A 16,114-nucleotide genomic window follows, 5' to 3' on the forward strand; every position below is an offset into this window, starting at 1 on the left:
ATTTCCAGAATTTAATTGACAAGCAGTCAAAGTGCTAAGTCTACTCGTTTTTATTGATTTTCAATCAATTTGACGGGTGGAGTGGGCACTTTTTTTATGTGAAAAAATAGGAGGAGCAAGCAACATGGTGAATATAACGCAAGAATTTGATACGATTGCCGCGATTTCCACCCCGCCAGGCGAAGGGGCCATCAGTATTGTGCGATTAAGCGGGGAAGAAGCGATCGCAATTGCGGATCGGATTTTTCAAGCAGGCACTAAAACCCTCGCCCAAGTCCCTAGTCATACGATCCATTATGGTCATATCGTGGACCCAGAAGAAAACCGTTTGATGGATGAAGTGATGCTATCAGTGATGAAAAAGCCGCGGACCTTTACCCGAGAAGATGTCGTCGAGATCAACTGCCACGGCGGGATCGTTGTCGTCAATCAACTCTTGCAGCTGGTTTTACGACAAGGCGCACGGTTGGCTGAGCCGGGAGAATTCACCAAGCGGGCCTTTTTAAACGGACGGGTTGACCTTTCTCAAGCCGAGGCGGTGATGGACTTGATTCGTGCCAAGACCGATAAGGCGATGAATCTCGCTGTCAATCAGCTGGATGGCAATCTTTCCCACTTGATTCGGACTTTACGCCAAGAGATTTTAGAGACGCTGGCACAAGTTGAAGTGAATATCGATTACCCTGAATACGATGATGTGGAAGAATTGACGACCCGCTTATTGTTAGAAAAAGCCACGATGGTCAAAGGGCAGATCCAAGCCTTATTAGCGACTGCCCAACAAGGAAAAATTTTGCGAGAAGGTTTGAGTACTGCGATCATCGGTCGGCCGAATGTCGGTAAATCCAGCTTATTGAACCATTTATTAAGGGAAGAAAAAGCCATCGTGACAGACATTGCTGGTACGACTCGAGATGTCATTGAAGAGTATGTCAATGTTCGCGGGGTACCGTTGAAACTGATCGATACGGCTGGTATCCGCGAAACAGAAGATGTCGTTGAGAAAATCGGGGTCGAACGCAGCCGCAAAGCATTGGCAGAAGCGGAGTTGATTTTGCTGGTTCTCAACCAAAGCGAAGGATTGACCCAGGAAGACAAACAATTGCTGGAGCTGACTGCTGGCAGCCGTCGGATCATCTTATTGAATAAGACCGACCTTGAGCCAAAATTAGCACCCGCTGAGCTAGCACAGTACGCAGCAGATGAACCGATTTTTTCTGTCTCTGTGTTGACGAGTGAAGGCTTGGACCAACTGGAACAAGCTATTGCCGATCTATTCTTTGGGGGCAAAACCACCGATAAGGATGCTTCCTATCTTTCTAACACCCGCCACATTGCCTTATTAGAAAATGCCGTTCAGTCGTTGTCTGAGGTCATCCAAGGGATCGAAGCAGGAATGCCTGTCGACTTGGTTCAAATCGATATGACACGCTGCTGGGACTATCTAGGGGAAGTTGTCGGCGACAGTGTCCAAGATGAGTTGATCACCCAATTGTTCAGTCAGTTTTGTTTAGGAAAATAAAGAATGCGCCACTGGCGTAAAAAGGAGAACACCATGCAAGAATATCAAGCAGAAAGTTATGACGTGATCGTTGTTGGTGCCGGCCATGCCGGATCAGAAGCTGCCTTAGCAGCCAGCCGAATGGGAGCAAGAACCCTCTTGCTGACCATCAACTTAGACATGGTCGCATTCATGCCTTGTAATCCCTCCGTCGGCGGACCAGCAAAAGGCGTCGTGGTGCGCGAAATCGATGCTTTAGGCGGAGAAATGGGCAAAAATATCGACAAAACCTACATCCAAATGCGGATGCTCAATACAGGAAAAGGTCCCGCTGTGCGGGCCTTGCGGGCGCAAGCCGATAAACATGCCTATGCGGCTGAAATGAAACGAACGATCGAAAAAGAAGCCAATCTGACACTGCGCCAAGGAATCGTTGAAAAGCTGATCGTTGAAGAAGGCGAATGCCGTGGCGTCGTGACCTCTACAGGCGCTCGTTACCAAGCCCAAGCTGTAGTGATCACTGCGGGAACAGCGTTGCGAGGAGAGATCATCATTGGAGAGTTGAAGTATTCTTCTGGACCAAACAACTCCCAGCCATCGATTGGACTAGCCGATCATTTGAAAGAGCTTGGCCTAGAGATCGCTCGTTTTAAAACCGGTACACCACCGCGGGTAAAATCCAGCACCATCAACTATGAGGTAACGGAGATCCAGCCTGGCGATGAACAACCGAATCACTTTAGTTACAGCACACCCGATGAAGCCTACAATCAAAACCAAGAACCTTGCTGGTTGACCTATACGAACGAAGGGACGCACCAAATCATCAACCAGAATTTACACCGGGCGCCGATGTTTACAGGGATCGTCGAAGGAGTAGGTGCCCGTTATTGCCCATCTATCGAAGACAAAATCGTGCGTTTTGCAGACAAATCTCGTCACCAACTGTTCTTGGAACCAGAAGGGTTGAACACCGAAGAAGTGTATGTTCAAGGGCTTTCTACTTCTATGCCAGAAGATGCCCAAGTCCAAATGCTGCATTCCATCGCAGGTTTAGAAAAAGCGGAAATGATGCGGACGGGTTACGCCATTGAATATGATGTCGTGGTGCCTCATCAATTGCGTCCAACATTAGAAACCAAAGTCATCGAAAACCTCTTTACGGCAGGACAAACCAACGGAACCAGCGGCTATGAAGAAGCGGCCGGTCAAGGCTTGATCGCAGGCATCAATGCCGCTTTGAAAATTCAAGGCAAAGATCCCTTCATTATGAAACGCAGCGACGGTTATATCGGTGTGATGATCGATGATTTGGTGACCAAAGGAACCAATGAACCTTACCGCTTATTGACCTCTCGTGCCGAATACCGCTTATTGCTGCGTCATGATAATGCGGATCTGCGTTTGACCGAAGTGGGACATCAAATCGGGCTCGTCCCAGAAGCACAATACGAAGCGTATGTAGCGAAAAAAGAAGCTGTTGAAGCAGAAATTAAACGTTTATCTAAGATCCGCATCAAACCAACGCCAGAAGTACAAGCGTATTTGACTGCTAAAGGGACGGCTACCTTGAAAGATGGCGTTTTAGCAAATGAATTCTTGCGTCGGCCTGAAGTGACGTATGCCGAAATGCTACAATTTATCGAAGCCAATGAAGCATTGAAGCCAAAAGAGATCGAACAAGTCGAGATCCAAATCAAATACGAAGGCTATATCAAAAAAGCTCTCGAAAAAGTGGAGAAACTCAAACGGATGGAAGCCAAACGCATTCCTGAAAACATCGACTATGCCGCTATCAATGGCTTGGCAACAGAAGCCAAACAAAAACTGCAAAAAATCCAACCCGAAACCATCGCCCAAGCGAGCCGTATCAGCGGAGTAAACCCAGCTGATATCAGTATTTTGATGGTGTATATCGAGCAAGGGAAGATTGCAAAGGTTAACTAAAGACGGTTAATATTCTTTGAAAAACCAATTTATAAATGGTAAATAGAGTGTCAAAAGCCCGCTGCGAAAACAATTCGCAGCGGGCTTTTTGTCTTAATAATAAAGTTATTCCACTTTTTCAATCGTAGTGGTTCCCCAATTCATGATGTTGCTGAGATGGACATAGCCATCGTACAAATTCAAGAAAATCGAGAAGGCACAGACGATATAGATCAATACATAAAAATTATTGGCTTTTTTGTTACGCCATAAAACAAAGCCATCTAAGATCAGTCCTAAAGGAAAAAGAAAGGAGCCGATTCCAGCTAACAGTAGCAAGAGGAGACTTTCATCTTTATCTGCTGCCATCGTTCTTTGGAGTAACGACAATTTTTCTTTCTTGTCGTTGATTTCTTGATTGTTGGTTTCGATCCGCTCTTTTAAGGCTTCGTTCTCACGTAAAAGCTCATCAATCGAGACTTGGTAGAGATCGCTCAACAAAATCAAATTCTCAATATCTGGATAGCCGCGCCCATTTTCCCATTTTGAAATCGACTGGCGTGAAATCTGTAATTTTTCTGCGACTGCTGTTTGCGACAATCCGGAAGACTCGCGACAGCTTTTTAATTGTTCTGCTAAAGCCAATGTATGCTCCTATCTGCTATTTAACAACTAGCTTCCCATTTGAGATCGTGGTTACGACACTCCCATTGGTAGTGATTATACCTGCTTTTTGCTTAAACGTACAGGTGGCTTTGGTGGACGTGTGAGTTAATGAACTAGAAGTGATACTTCCTCTGTGAGCAACTAAACTTAAATTCGAAGTGCCTGTAAATTGATTGCGGCTATTGACCGTTACATTATAACTAGCGGTCCAATTACCTGCGGATGTTTTTGACACACGATACGTTCCCGCTGCCAGATTTGCTCGGAATGACGGCAATTTTTCAATGGTCAAAATCACCTCGTTGCCTTCTTCATCTACCGTGATCAGCTGCTTATAGGGACTATCTGATGCTAAGTCATAAACGAGTTCAGGTTCTTCCACTGTCTGGGCGGCAGCTGGGAGAGCAAAGAGGAAACAAAGAAAAATAAACGGCACAAAAAATAATTTTTTCACAAACACCACTCCTTGTACTTTTAATAATTCAAGTATACAAGGTTTATTTAGTTAAAGAAAGCACAAGCTAGTTTACAGAGGTAACGGATGGTTCACAACTGTTGCTAGATCAGCATTTCATAGGCTTATTTTTTAGGATGTCGAGAAATTTTAAAAGTGATGGTTCATTCAAAAGGTCTTCGTTTTTTAGGTTTCTGACAACGAACTGCTGCTTTTTAAAAGAAACGGTTGCTTTAGTTTTAATCAAACCTAGCTGTGAAAGGAAACAAAAAAGCGAAAGAGTAGGCAACGTTTCGCGCCGATAAAACGACAAAGGTAAGACCTCCTTCCGCTTTTTTGCAGCCAATTTTATTCTCTCAAATCAATATCCTTTTGATGGTCGCCGTCTTTCTTATAAACGTTCACCACGGATTCTTTGTTTTCGGCGATTTCTTTGGCACGGGCGATGGCATCTGCTTTCTTGTCGAAATGATCACTGGCACGTTTCGCCCCTTTGGAACGGACTTGCCATTGGTCGTCTTCATACACAACTTCTACATCCGCATCCATTAATTTTTCCGCATTCTTATTGGTTTGATGGGTATCGTCTTTTTGCGGATTTTTTTCTTTCTGAAAAGCTTTCTTCTCCTCTTCATCTGCATTGTCATACCATTTTTCTGCTTGACTCGTGGCGATCGGGATTGCCCGATCATCCGAATAGCCATCGGCTAGCAGGGCATTGGCGATATCAATCGCTTTTTTACGAACTAAGGGGTCTAGATTCTTCATTGACGCAGGATAATCACGGACATTCCAAGGCATTCTTTGTTTCCTCCTTTTTCTTGATCCAAGGTCATTTTCTTAGGGGTTCCCTTTTACAGGTACTACCAGTTACTACTTATTAGTTTACCCCCTTCTATAAAAAAGGGAAATTATTTGATTTCTGGTCAAAAATGAGGGCACTTTCTTTTTTCATTTTCTAATAAACGATGATTTATTTTTGTTAACAAAGCGTTATATTTCCCAAAAAAAAATGAATGGTTTAGAATTTTATTATAGAGAAAAGGAGGACGTAAGAATGAGTGAACCTATTTTGACTGATCCACGGGAACTTTATCACACGGGTAAATACAGCAAACAGGAACAAGATACGCCTGCTTTACAAGAAGAAATGCGACCAAAACCTGATTGTGGTGAAGAATCTTATGAGGGAAGTCAGCAGTTAGAAAACCGGCGAGTACTGATCACCGGTGGGGATTCTGGGATCGGACGTGCAGCAGCGATTGCCTTCGCCCGTGAAGGAGCAGACATTGCCCTACACTTTTTCCCAGGAGAAGAAGAAGATGCCGAAGAAGTTGCAGGGTACATCAAAGAAGCTGGGCGCAAAGTGATTTTGCTCCCCTATGACCTGCGAGACGAAGCGGCACCACAAGAGATCGTTGACAAAGCGGTGGCAGCATTAGGTGGGTTAGATACATTAGTATTGAACGCAGCACAGCAAATCACGCGGCCATCGATTGCAGAATTACCGATTGAACAAGTGAAAGATACCTTTATGGTAAACATTATCTCCATGTTTGCATTAGTCAAAGCTGCTGAGCCGCACTTACCGGCTGGGGGAGCGATCGTGACAACGACTTCTGTCCAAGCCTTTAGTCCAAGTGCCCATTTAATGGATTATGCGGCAACCAAATCGGCGATCGCCAGTTTTACAGTCAGCTTGGCGAAACAATTTGCTGAAAAAGGAATTCGCGTCAATGGGGTAGCCCCAGGACCGATCTGGACACCATTACAGTTAGATCATGGCCAACCGCAAGACCAGCTGCCTGAATTTGGTCAGCAAGCGTTACTTGAGCGGGCAGGACAACCAGCTGAGCTGGCACCTGTCTATGTCTTTTTAGCTTCGAATAAAGCTAGCTATGTGACAGCACAGATTTATGGTGTTACCGGCGGAGAAGCCATCAACTTGTAAGCTTATCAAAAAATTGGAGAAAAAGGAGGAGGTGTCCTATGAGTAAAGGGTGGAAAATCGTATCAATCATCGTTTCGTTGATCTTTATCACTGTCTTATTACCAATCGTATTAATGAGTAATCCTTATATGCAGCTGCCATTTGGTTTGGACAGCAGAGGCAATGTCGTCACGTATTTCTTTGACAACTTGTTTATGCGTCAATATATGTTTTGGGTAGCTGTTGTCTTGATCGCCTTATTCTTGATCGTGATCTTAGTCGTGCTTTTTTATCCAAAAACCAAAACGACCTTTGTTTTGAAAGAGGATAAGGGCGCATTGACGATCGATAAGAAAGCAATCGAAGGACTTGTACGTACGAAAGTAAATGAAAAAGAATTTGTTGAAGGACCAAAAGTTCATGTCAAGGCGACCAAAAATCGAATTTTGATTAAAATCAAAGGACGCTTGAAACGGACGTCTGCCTTAGTCGGCAAAACCGAAAACTTAATGGCGGAAATCCAACAAGATGTCCAACGAGTGCTTGGTTCAAGTGAGAAAGTCAAAGTCGAAGTCAACTACGCGAATTTTGAACAAAATGAGACTCCGGAAAACCCGCGAGTAGAATAGGAGGGCTATGATGAACGAACTACAACAATACAAAATCCCATTGATTTTTGGAGCAATCGGCCTTGTTCTGGCTGTGTTGTTTGTAACGATCGGTTTTTTCAAAACATTGCTGATTCTACTCCTAACAGGTTTGGGTTTTGCGTTAGGATTGTATCTCCAACGTACCGGTATCATCGACGAATTTTTTAACCAACAATAACGCATTTTAATAGGAGGAATTTTTAATGAATAACGATAAAAACGAATTAAACAATGATAAAAAAGTCAGCGCACATCCAGATCCAGTGGTTCCTAACACCAATCATCAAGCAAATGAAAATGCGATTCCGATGACTGAAGCACCAGATCCAGTGGTACCAAATGCTGAAAAAGCAGTAGCAGGACAACAAAACGGACCAAAACCAGGGGATCATCCAGCACCAGGAAATCCAAATCCAGCAGGACATCATCCAGCACCGCCAAAACCTGGTCACAACGATTTTGAAGGACCAACTGGCGACGCACCTGTTCATGGTTCATTGACCTATGATGACAAAGTGATCCAAAAAATCATCGGGATCGCATTAGAACACGTGGATGGTCTGTTGACGGTCGATGGTGGTTTCTTCTCTAACATTGCGGAAAAATTAGTCAATACAGACAATGTGACTGCGGGTATCAATACCGAAGTAGGGAAAAAACAAGTAGCCGTTGATTTAGATATCGTGGTTGAATACGACCGCAACATCCCAGAAATCGCTGACCAAGTCAAAGAAGTCATCCAAAAAGAAGTAACGACAATGACCCAATTAGAAGTTATCGAAGTCAACATCAATGTTGTAGATGTAAAAACGATCGCTGAATACGAAGAGGAACAAGAAACGGTTCAAGACAAAGTATCGTCAGCTGCATCTAAAACCGGCGACTTTGCTTCACGTCAAACCAACAAAGCCAAACATGCGGCTTCCCGCGCGTCTGATCGTATCGAAGAATACAACGAGCCCCGGGTGAAATAAAAAGTTTCATATGAAACAAAAACAAGCATTGATCACAGGATCAATGCTTGTTTCTTTGAGAAAAAAGCTGACCAGGAGGGTTGGCAGCCTCGCTGGTCAAGGAAAAATGAAAAAAGTTTTTTGGATTGAAATGAGTATAATTCCTCTGCCTTAAACCAACCTTAAAGCCCCAGTTAAAAAATGGTAAATTCTCCTAGAAAGCAATGTCTGGCTATTGCATCACATTGCTTTTTGCGTTAAAGTAGGAACTAGTCTGTGAAACATTTTTCTGTTTCACAAAATAGAAAGGATTCGTTATGCTACCTGAAGAATTTCATGAAGAATTACGCAAAAACGGGATCGTTTTAACCGAAGAACAAATGGAAAAATTCGCTGTCTATTTCGAGCGTTTAGTCGAATGGAATCAGAAGATGAATCTAACCGCAATCACGGAAAAATCAGAAGTGTATTTGAAGCATTTCTACGATTCTGTTTCCTTAGCTTTTGAAACCGCCTTTGACCCGCAAAGTCATTTGTGTGATGTCGGTTCAGGTGCTGGCTTTCCAAGTATTCCACTAAAAATCGTGTTTCCTGAATTAGAAGTGACGATCGTCGACTCTTTAAATAAGCGCATCGCCTTTTTACAAACCCTTGTGACGGATCTACAATTGGAAAATGTCCACTTGTACCATGACCGTGCAGAAACATTTGGTCAAAACCCGCAATTTCGTGGGCAATTCGATTATGTGACTGCTCGTGCGGTTGCCCGTTTGAATGTGTTAACGGAACTCTGTGTGCCATTGGTGAAAAAAGCAGGCTATTTTTATGCGCTCAAAGCTGCCAAAAGCGAGGAAGAACTGGTTGAAGCCAAACCAGCCATCTCACTCTTAGGCGGCAAATTTATTGAAGAAAAAAGCTTTACCTTACCGGTCAGCGGCGATGAACGCCATCTTTTGATCATTCAAAAGAAAAAAGAAACGCCAAAGAAATACCCCCGCAAACCGGGAATGCCAGCGAAACAACCAATTAAATAGGAGGAAAATCAATGGCCCGTATTATTTCTGTTGCAAACCAAAAAGGCGGCGTAGGCAAAACCACCACAACGGTGAACCTAGGTGCGTCCTTAGCATTTGTCGGCAAAAAAGTGTTACTCGTAGATATTGATGCCCAAGGCAACGCCACAAGCGGTGTCGGCATTCGCAAACCAGATGTGGAACAAGACATCTATGATGTATTAGTCAATGAAACACCGATCGTTGAAGCGATTTTACCTAGCAGCCGAGAAAACTTGGATATCGTTCCAGCGACGATCCAATTAGCTGGTGCGGAAATTGAATTGACCTCCATGATGGCACGGGAATCTCGATTGAAATCGGCTTTGAATGAAATCAAAGAACAATATGATTATATCTTTATCGATTGTCCGCCATCTTTAGGTCATTTGACGATCAATGCCTTTACCGCCAGTGATTCGATTTTGATCCCAGTCCAATGTGAGTACTATGCATTAGAAGGGCTGAGCCAACTATTGAATACCGTGCGTTTAGTGCAAAAACATTTTAACCCTGAGTTAGAGATCGAAGGGGTCTTACTGACGATGTATGATGCCCGCACGAACTTAGGCGCGGAAGTCGTGGAAGAAGTCCGCCGCTATTTCCAAGAAAAAGTATATGAAACCATTATTCCGCGGAATATCCGGTTGTCTGAAGCACCTAGTCATGGATTGTCGATCATTGATTATGATCCACGCTCAAAAGGAGCCGAAGTCTATCAGACGTTAGCAAAGGAAGTGTTAGCCCGTGAAGAATAAAGGGAAAGGATTAGGGCGTGGGATCGATGCGTTGTTTCAAGACCTGCAAGGGTTAGAAGAAGTCGATATCAAGACAGAAAAAGTCGTTGAACTGCCTTTAAACGAATTAAGACCCAACCCTTATCAACCGCGAAAAACCTTTGATGAGCTTTCATTACAAGAACTAGCCAATTCGATCCAGCATTCGGGGGTCTTTCAACCGATCATCGTGCGGCAATCATCCGTCAAAGGCTATGAGATCATTGCTGGTGAACGCCGGTTTCGAGCATCCAAACTAGCTGGCAAGGAAACGATCCCAGCCATCATCCGCAATTTTGATGAAGAAGCGATGATGCAAGTCGCCGTTTTAGAAAACTTGCAGCGGGAAGATTTGAATCCTTTAGAAGAAGCAGAAGCCTATGACATGCTGATGAAGAACTTGAAATTGACCCAAGCACAAGTCGCTGAACGCTTAGGGAAGAGCCGCCCGTATATCGCCAATTATTTGCGGTTACTGTCCTTGCCGAAACTCGTCAAAGAAATGGTTCAAGATGACCGTTTGTCTATGGGGCAAGCCCGGACATTATTAGGCTTGAAAAATAAAGAACAGATCTTAAAATTAGCCAATCGTTGTGTCAAAGAAAATCTGACAGTCCGCCAATTAGAACAAATGGTCGCTGAGATGAACGACACGAAAAACGAAAAGAAAAAAGTTCCGCGTCTGATTCGGGAAAAACCGTACTATTTACGAGAAAGCGAAGAACGGTTGATGGATAAATTCGGCACGAATGTCGAGATCCGCGAAAAAGAAGGCAAAGGCAAAATCGAGATCGAATACCTGTCACAAAAAGATTTAACCCGTATTTTAGATTTATTGAACATTCAATTTGATGAAGCTTGAGGTGATAAAGATGTATGATCTTGGGGATATTGTCGAAATGAAAAAACCGCATGCCTGCAAAGCCAATCGTTGGGAAATCATCCGCATGGGGGCAGACATCAAAATAAAGTGTACGAATTGCGGCCACATCGTCATGATGACGCGCCGAGAATTTGATAAAAAGATGAAGAAAATCCTAGAAAAAAAAGAGAAAGAGTGAAGTGAAGCATGGCGTTAACTGCCGGAATCGTTGGATTGCCAAATGTGGGCAAATCTACTTTATTTAATGCAATAACCAAAGCAGGAGCAGAAGCCGCAAACTATCCGTTTGCGACGATCGATCCGAATGTAGGAATGGTGGAAGTGCCAGATTGGCGCTTACAGCGTTTAACAGAATTAGTCCGTCCGAAAAAGACAGTCCCAACCACCTTTGAATTTACGGATATTGCCGGAATCGTCCGCGGTGCCAGCAAAGGGGAAGGATTAGGTAACCAATTTTTGAGCCATATCCGCCAAGTGGATGCGATCTGTCATGTCGTTCGTTGTTTCGACGACGACAACATCACCCACGTGGAAGGCCGCGTGGACCCATTAGCTGATATCGACACCATCAACTTGGAGTTGGTTTTAGCAGATTTAGAATCCGTCAACAAGCGCTATACTCGGGTCGCAAAAATTGCCAAAACCAAAGACAAAGATGCGGTTGCGGAATTGGCCGTTCTTGATAAAATCAAACCGGTCCTAGAAGAAGGGATCTCTGCTCGTTCGATCGAATTTACAGATGAAGAACAGCGCATCGTCAAAAGTTTGTTTTTACTAACGACCAAACCAGTCTTATACGTTGCCAACGTAGCAGAAGAAGACGTGGCAGACTATGAAACCAATGACTATGTCAACAAAGTGAAGGAATTTGCAGCGAGCGAAAATGCGGAAGTGATCGTCATCAGTGCTCGTGCCGAAGAAGAGATCGCTGAGCTGGAAGAAGAAGACAAAGCAGAGTTTTTAGAAGCATTAGGAATTGAAGAATCAGGGTTGGATCAATTGATTCGTGCTGCCTATGATTTACTGGGTCTAGCAACGTACTTTACCGCTGGTGAACAAGAAGTGCGTGCGTGGACGTTCCGTAAAGGCATCAAAGCATCGCAAGCAGCGGGGATCATCCATACGGACTTTGAGCGCGGCTTTATTCGTGCGGAAACTGTTTCCTTTGAAGATCTGAACCAATACGGCACGATGCAAGCGGCCAAAGAAGCCGGTCGGGTACGTTTGGAAGGAAAAGATTATGTCGTGCAAGATGGCGACGTGATGTTGTTCCGTTTTAACGTATAAAGGGCTTTCTTCCCAGTGAATTTGTGGTAAAATGTCCATTGTGAAGAAAACGCAGAAGGGAGAATCAATTCATGGAACCAGAAACTCTGCGAAATTATGTTTCCGAAAATCGTGAATTAGAACAACAATTAACAAAACGAAACCAACAATATATATTTGATTTAAAAAAATCGCTAGAGGCAGCCAACCTTTCTGAAGAAGAAAAAACGATTGCCTTGCATGAGATGCTGCCGGTCTTAGTCAAAGAACAAAAAGGCGGCAAAACAGCCCGCCAATTATTTGGTACAGTGTCTGAACGCACCGAAGCCATCATCAACAAACCCGTTGAGCAAAAAGAATCCGGCCCCTTCTTGATGTGGTTGGATAACACCTTGCTGATTTTAGGGATCTTTGGCTTGATGTTAGGGGTTATGGGAATCTTTACTAGAGGTCAAGCACAACCTTATGGCTTATTGACCCTCTTCTTGATGGCGATGCTTGCTGGTTGGGTCTTCTACTTGATGTACAAATACATGTATCAATATGAACGCCCAGGTGCCGATAAGAGCAAACGGCCGAAGATGTGGAAGATCATTTTGATTTTAGTCGCAGCCTTCATGCTATGGATCGTTGTGATCTCGCTTTCTGCGATGATCCAACCACCATTGAATCCACAAGTGGACCCTGTGATCGAAGCCTTGATCGGGGCAGTGGCATTAGCAGCGAAGTACTACTTGAAACGCAAATACAATATCATCAGCAGTCTGTCTGTTCCTAGAGGCTGATGACTACACGTTGATCGTGCGCCTTCTTTTGTTAAAAAAGACCGCACGATCAGCGTGTTTTTTTAGAAAAAATGGCGAATTATGAGATTTAACCAAAGGTTTGAAGAGGATTATTAAGAAAGCTTTCCGAATGGTTGACTTATGAAAAAATCTTTGCTATTTTTTTTAAAATACCTAAAAACTTTAAGGAGTGGTTACAAAAATGTCCAACTGGGAAACCAAATTTGTAAAAAAAGGGTTAACGTTTGATGATGTCTTATTGATTCCGGCAGAAAGTCACGTCTTGCCAAATGACGTGGATATGAAAGTGCAGCTTGCCCCGAATATTACACTAAATATTCCAATCATAAGTGCCAGTATGGATACCGTAACTGATAGTAAAATGGCGATCTCAATGGCGCGTCAAGGCGGACTTGGCGTAATTCACAAAAACATGAGTATCGCAGCGCAAGCAGATGAAGTGCGCAAAGTAAAACGTTCTGAAAGCGGCGTGATCATCGATCCGTTTTTCTTAACACCAAGCCACTTAGTTGCTGATGCAGAACATTTGATGAGCAAGTACCGCATCAGCGGGGTACCGATCGTAGAAACGATGGAAAACCGCAAATTAGTCGGTATCATCACGAACCGCGACATGCGTTTTGTCACGGATTATACGATGCCGATTAATGATGTGATGACCAAAGACCAATTGATCACAGCACCTGTCGGTACGTCGTTGAAAGACGCTGAAAAAATCTTACAACAACACAAGATCGAAAAATTACCGATCGTTGATGAAGCAGGGATCTTAAGCGGTTTGATCACTATCAAAGATATTGAAAAAGTGATCGAATTCCCGAATGCAGCCAAAGACACGCATGGACGCCTATTAGTGGCAGCAGCAGTCGGTGTTACCAGCGATACCTTTGAGCGAGCACAAGCTTTATTGGATGCAGGCGTGGACGCGATCGTTATTGATACTGCCCACGGACACAGTGCGGGTGTTTTACGCAAAATCTCTGAAATTCGTGCGCATTTCCCAGAAGCGACATTGATTGCTGGAAATGTGGCCACTGCAGAAGGCACGAAAGCATTGTATGATGCTGGTGTAGATGTCGTAAAAGTCGGGATCGGTCCAGGCTCGATCTGTACCACTCGGGTGGTAGCCGGTGTCGGAGTTCCTCAATTGACCGCGATCTATGATGCAGCCTCTGTGGCACGTCAATACGGCAAAGCAATCATTGCCGATGGTGGGATCAAATACTCTGGGGATATCGTCAAAGCTTTAGCAGCTGGCGGACATGCCGTAATGCTAGGTAGCATGTTGGCAGGAACCGATGAATCACCAGGTGAATTTGAAATCTACCAAGGCCGTCGCTTCAAAACGTACCGCGGAATGGGTTCATTGGGGGCAATGGAAAAAGGCTCCAGCGACCGTTACTTCCAAGGTGGCGTAAACGAAGCCAACAAATTGGTTCCAGAAGGCATTGAAGGGCGTGTCGCTTATAAAGGCAGCGTTTCTGATATCATCTTCCAAATGATCGGCGGCTTGAAATCAGGGATGGGTTATGTCGGTGCTGGCAATCTACAGCAATTACGTGATGAAGCACAATTCATCCAAATGAGCGGCAACGGACTAAAAGAATCACATCCCCACGATGTTCAAATCACGAAAGAAGCACCAAACTACTCTGTAAAATCATAAAATGTTTCACGTGAAAACCAACACCCCCTCTGTTCAAAAGTGGACAGAGGGGATTATTTGTTCAAAAAAGGCCGTCACTCTCAGCTATCTGAAGCGACCCCCAAAAGTTAGACCAAAAATCTAACTTTTGGGGGTCGCTATTTGTATGGCAAAATATCCTTTTGAATTAAAACTAAAAATCGTTAAAGAATATCTTAGTGGTGTGGGTGGATATCGGCATCTTGCCAATAAATACGGTATTTCAAGCAAGTCTCAAGTAAGTGATTGGGTGAATGCCTATCGTGAATACGGAGAGGAAGGTCTATTGAGAAAGCATCAAAATCAGAAATATTCTGTTCAATTTAAGTTAAATGCAATAGAGTTATATCAAACAAGTGAGATGTCCTATCGAGAAGTTGCCAGCACTTTAGAAATGAACAACCCTGCGCTTATTGCCAATTGGATGCGTAATTTCAGAGAAGCAGGTATTGAGGGGATCTCAAAAGAGAAAGGACGACCACTTACTTTGGCTAGAAAAAAAGAGAACAAAAAAGAAAATACAACAACTGAAGAACGCGATCGTATCAAGGCATTAGAAAAGCAAGTCCGATCCCTTCAAATTGAGAATGCCTTTTTAAAAGAGTTGAGGAAGCTGCGAAAACAGGAAGCCCAGCAAAGACGCAAGAATCAATCGCACGAATCATCGCCAGCCTCCGAGGATCATTCAAACTAGTTGAGCTTCTTGAAACATTGAAATTTCCTAAAGCAACCTATATGTATTGGCAGAAACGGTTTGACAGACCAAACCCAGACCAAGAAATTGAAGAAAAAATGATTGAAATTCGCAAGGAGCATAAAGACTATGGCTGTCTGCGACTAAAAAAAGAATTAGAGAATCAAGGGATTCATGTCAATAAAAAGAAGATTCAACGTCTGATAAAAAAACTAGGTATCGAAGTAAAGTCTTACACTCGAAAATCTCGACGGTACAATTCTTATCGTGGGAAGGTTGGCACTGTCGCCAAAAATCGTATTCATCGTCGGTTTTATACAAATATCTGTCACCAAAAAATTACAACTGATACCACAGAGTTTAAGTATTATGAAGTAGACACCACAGGTGTCGTTCGTCAGAAAAAGCTGTATTTAGATCCTTTCATGGATTTCTACAATAGTGAAATTCTATCTTATCGGATTTCTGAAAAACCAAACGCACTAGCCATAATGGAAGGATTAGAAGAAGCAATCCAGATGACAAATGATTGTCCATTTCGTAGAACCTTCCATTCAGATCAAGGATGGGCCTATCAAATGAATGCTTATAAGAATAAATTGAAGTAGCATAAAATCTTCCAGAGTATGTCTCGTAAAGGGAATTGTTTAGATAACTCACCTATGGAAAACTTCTTTGGTTTATTAAAGCAAGAGATTTTTCATGGAGAAGTCTATCGGAGTTTAGATGAATTGAAAACAAAAATTGACCAATATATCTATTATTACAACCATAAACGCATCAAAAAGAAATTAAATTGGCGAAGTCCAGTTCAGTTTCGAGAAGCTGTAAAAACAGCTGTTTAACAGTTAATTTTATCGTACAAAAAAGGAG

16 protein-coding genes and 1 pseudogene are annotated in these 16,114 nt (G+C 43.3%); 14 read left to right on the top strand and 3 right to left on the bottom strand.

The window, feature by feature from the left end; all coding sequences use genetic code 11:
• Positions 1–124: 124 nt before the first annotated feature.
• Together mnmE and mnmG are read left to right on the top strand one after the other, a co-directional pair.
• Positions 125–1,522, top strand: a complete 1,398-nt coding sequence (gene mnmE / locus IGI96_RS07200; RefSeq protein WP_086338853.1) for a tRNA uridine-5-carboxymethylaminomethyl(34) synthesis GTPase MnmE — start codon at positions 125–127, stop codon at positions 1,520–1,522.
• 33 nt (positions 1,523–1,555) lie between these two features.
• Positions 1,556–3,448, top strand: coding sequence for a tRNA uridine-5-carboxymethylaminomethyl(34) synthesis enzyme MnmG (gene mnmG / locus IGI96_RS07205; protein WP_438784973.1), 1,893 nt, complete (start codon positions 1,556–1,558; stop codon positions 3,446–3,448).
• Between the two features lie 105 nt (positions 3,449–3,553).
• On the opposite strand, the gene IGI96_RS07210 is transcribed toward mnmG, so the two are convergent.
• The 3 genes from IGI96_RS07210 to IGI96_RS07220 all read right to left on the bottom strand — a co-directional run bounded on the left by IGI96_RS07210 (position 3,554) and on the right by IGI96_RS07220 (position 5,348).
• Positions 3,554–4,072, bottom strand: a complete 519-nt coding sequence (locus tag IGI96_RS07210) for a helix-turn-helix domain-containing protein (RefSeq protein WP_005226263.1) — start codon at positions 4,070–4,072, stop codon at positions 3,554–3,556.
• A 16-nt stretch (positions 4,073–4,088) separates the two neighbouring features.
• Positions 4,089–4,556: a DUF5626 family protein gene (locus IGI96_RS07215; protein WP_060791704.1), complete on the bottom strand. Its 468-nt coding sequence runs from the start codon at positions 4,554–4,556 to the stop codon at positions 4,089–4,091.
• Between the two features lie 339 nt (positions 4,557–4,895).
• The gene (locus IGI96_RS07220; RefSeq protein WP_005226261.1) at positions 4,896–5,348 is read right to left on the bottom strand and encodes a DUF2188 domain-containing protein; all 453 of its coding nucleotides are present in this window, start codon (positions 5,346–5,348) and stop codon (positions 4,896–4,898) included.
• Between the two features lie 256 nt (positions 5,349–5,604).
• Between IGI96_RS07220 and IGI96_RS07225 the strand changes: the two genes are divergently transcribed.
• The 12 genes and pseudogenes from IGI96_RS07225 to IGI96_RS07280 all read left to right on the top strand — a co-directional run bounded on the left by IGI96_RS07225 (position 5,605) and on the right by IGI96_RS07280 (position 16,086).
• Positions 5,605–6,498 (top strand): SDR family oxidoreductase, encoded by an 894-nt coding sequence (locus IGI96_RS07225; protein WP_005226260.1) that lies wholly within the window; start codon positions 5,605–5,607, stop codon positions 6,496–6,498.
• Positions 6,499–6,536: 38 nt separating this feature from the next.
• Entirely contained in the window at positions 6,537–7,106 is a 570-nt protein-coding gene (gene amaP / locus IGI96_RS07230) for an alkaline shock response membrane anchor protein AmaP (protein ID WP_005226259.1), read from the top strand.
• Positions 7,107–7,113: 7 nt separating this feature from the next.
• Positions 7,114–7,305 (top strand): DUF2273 domain-containing protein, encoded by a 192-nt coding sequence (locus tag IGI96_RS07235; protein ID WP_005226258.1) that lies wholly within the window; start codon positions 7,114–7,116, stop codon positions 7,303–7,305.
• A 25-nt stretch (positions 7,306–7,330) separates the two neighbouring features.
• The gene (locus IGI96_RS07240) at positions 7,331–8,101 is read left to right on the top strand and encodes an Asp23/Gls24 family envelope stress response protein (protein ID WP_010748461.1); all 771 of its coding nucleotides are present in this window, start codon (positions 7,331–7,333) and stop codon (positions 8,099–8,101) included.
• Between the two features lie 296 nt (positions 8,102–8,397).
• Complete coding sequence (rsmG, locus tag IGI96_RS07245; protein WP_438784975.1) at positions 8,398–9,114, top strand: 16S rRNA (guanine(527)-N(7))-methyltransferase RsmG; 717 nt, start codon at positions 8,398–8,400, stop codon at positions 9,112–9,114.
• 11 nt (positions 9,115–9,125) lie between these two features.
• Positions 9,126–9,890 carry a ParA family protein gene (locus tag IGI96_RS07250; protein WP_005226255.1) on the top strand — a complete coding sequence of 255 codons (765 nt, stop codon included), beginning with the start codon at positions 9,126–9,128 and terminating at the stop codon, positions 9,888–9,890.
• The gene (locus IGI96_RS07255) at positions 9,880–10,770 is read left to right on the top strand and encodes a ParB/RepB/Spo0J family partition protein (protein ID WP_005226254.1); all 891 of its coding nucleotides are present in this window, start codon (positions 9,880–9,882) and stop codon (positions 10,768–10,770) included. Before IGI96_RS07250 ends, IGI96_RS07255 begins: the two co-directional genes overlap by 11 nt.
• Positions 10,771–10,780: 10 nt before the next feature.
• Complete coding sequence (locus tag IGI96_RS07260; RefSeq protein WP_005226253.1) at positions 10,781–10,969, top strand: DUF951 domain-containing protein; 189 nt, start codon at positions 10,781–10,783, stop codon at positions 10,967–10,969.
• 8 nt (positions 10,970–10,977) lie between these two features.
• Complete coding sequence (ychF, locus tag IGI96_RS07265) at positions 10,978–12,078, top strand: redox-regulated ATPase YchF (protein ID WP_438784976.1); 1,101 nt, start codon at positions 10,978–10,980, stop codon at positions 12,076–12,078.
• 71 nt (positions 12,079–12,149) lie between these two features.
• Entirely contained in the window at positions 12,150–12,842 is a 693-nt protein-coding gene (locus IGI96_RS07270) for a DUF1129 domain-containing protein (protein WP_005226251.1), read from the top strand.
• Positions 12,843–13,044: 202 nt separating this feature from the next.
• Positions 13,045–14,529 (top strand): IMP dehydrogenase, encoded by a 1,485-nt coding sequence (gene guaB / locus IGI96_RS07275; RefSeq protein ID WP_005226250.1) that lies wholly within the window; start codon positions 13,045–13,047, stop codon positions 14,527–14,529.
• 145 nt (positions 14,530–14,674) lie between these two features.
• Positions 14,675–16,086: pseudogene (locus tag IGI96_RS07280) on the top strand (IS3 family transposase).
• Positions 16,087–16,114 lie beyond the last annotated feature (28 nt).

Origin of the sequence: Enterococcus sp. DIV0421, assembly GCF_051713745.1 — a bacterium.
Classification (GTDB): Bacteria; Bacillota; Bacilli; order Lactobacillales; family Enterococcaceae; genus Enterococcus_D; species Enterococcus_D casseliflavus.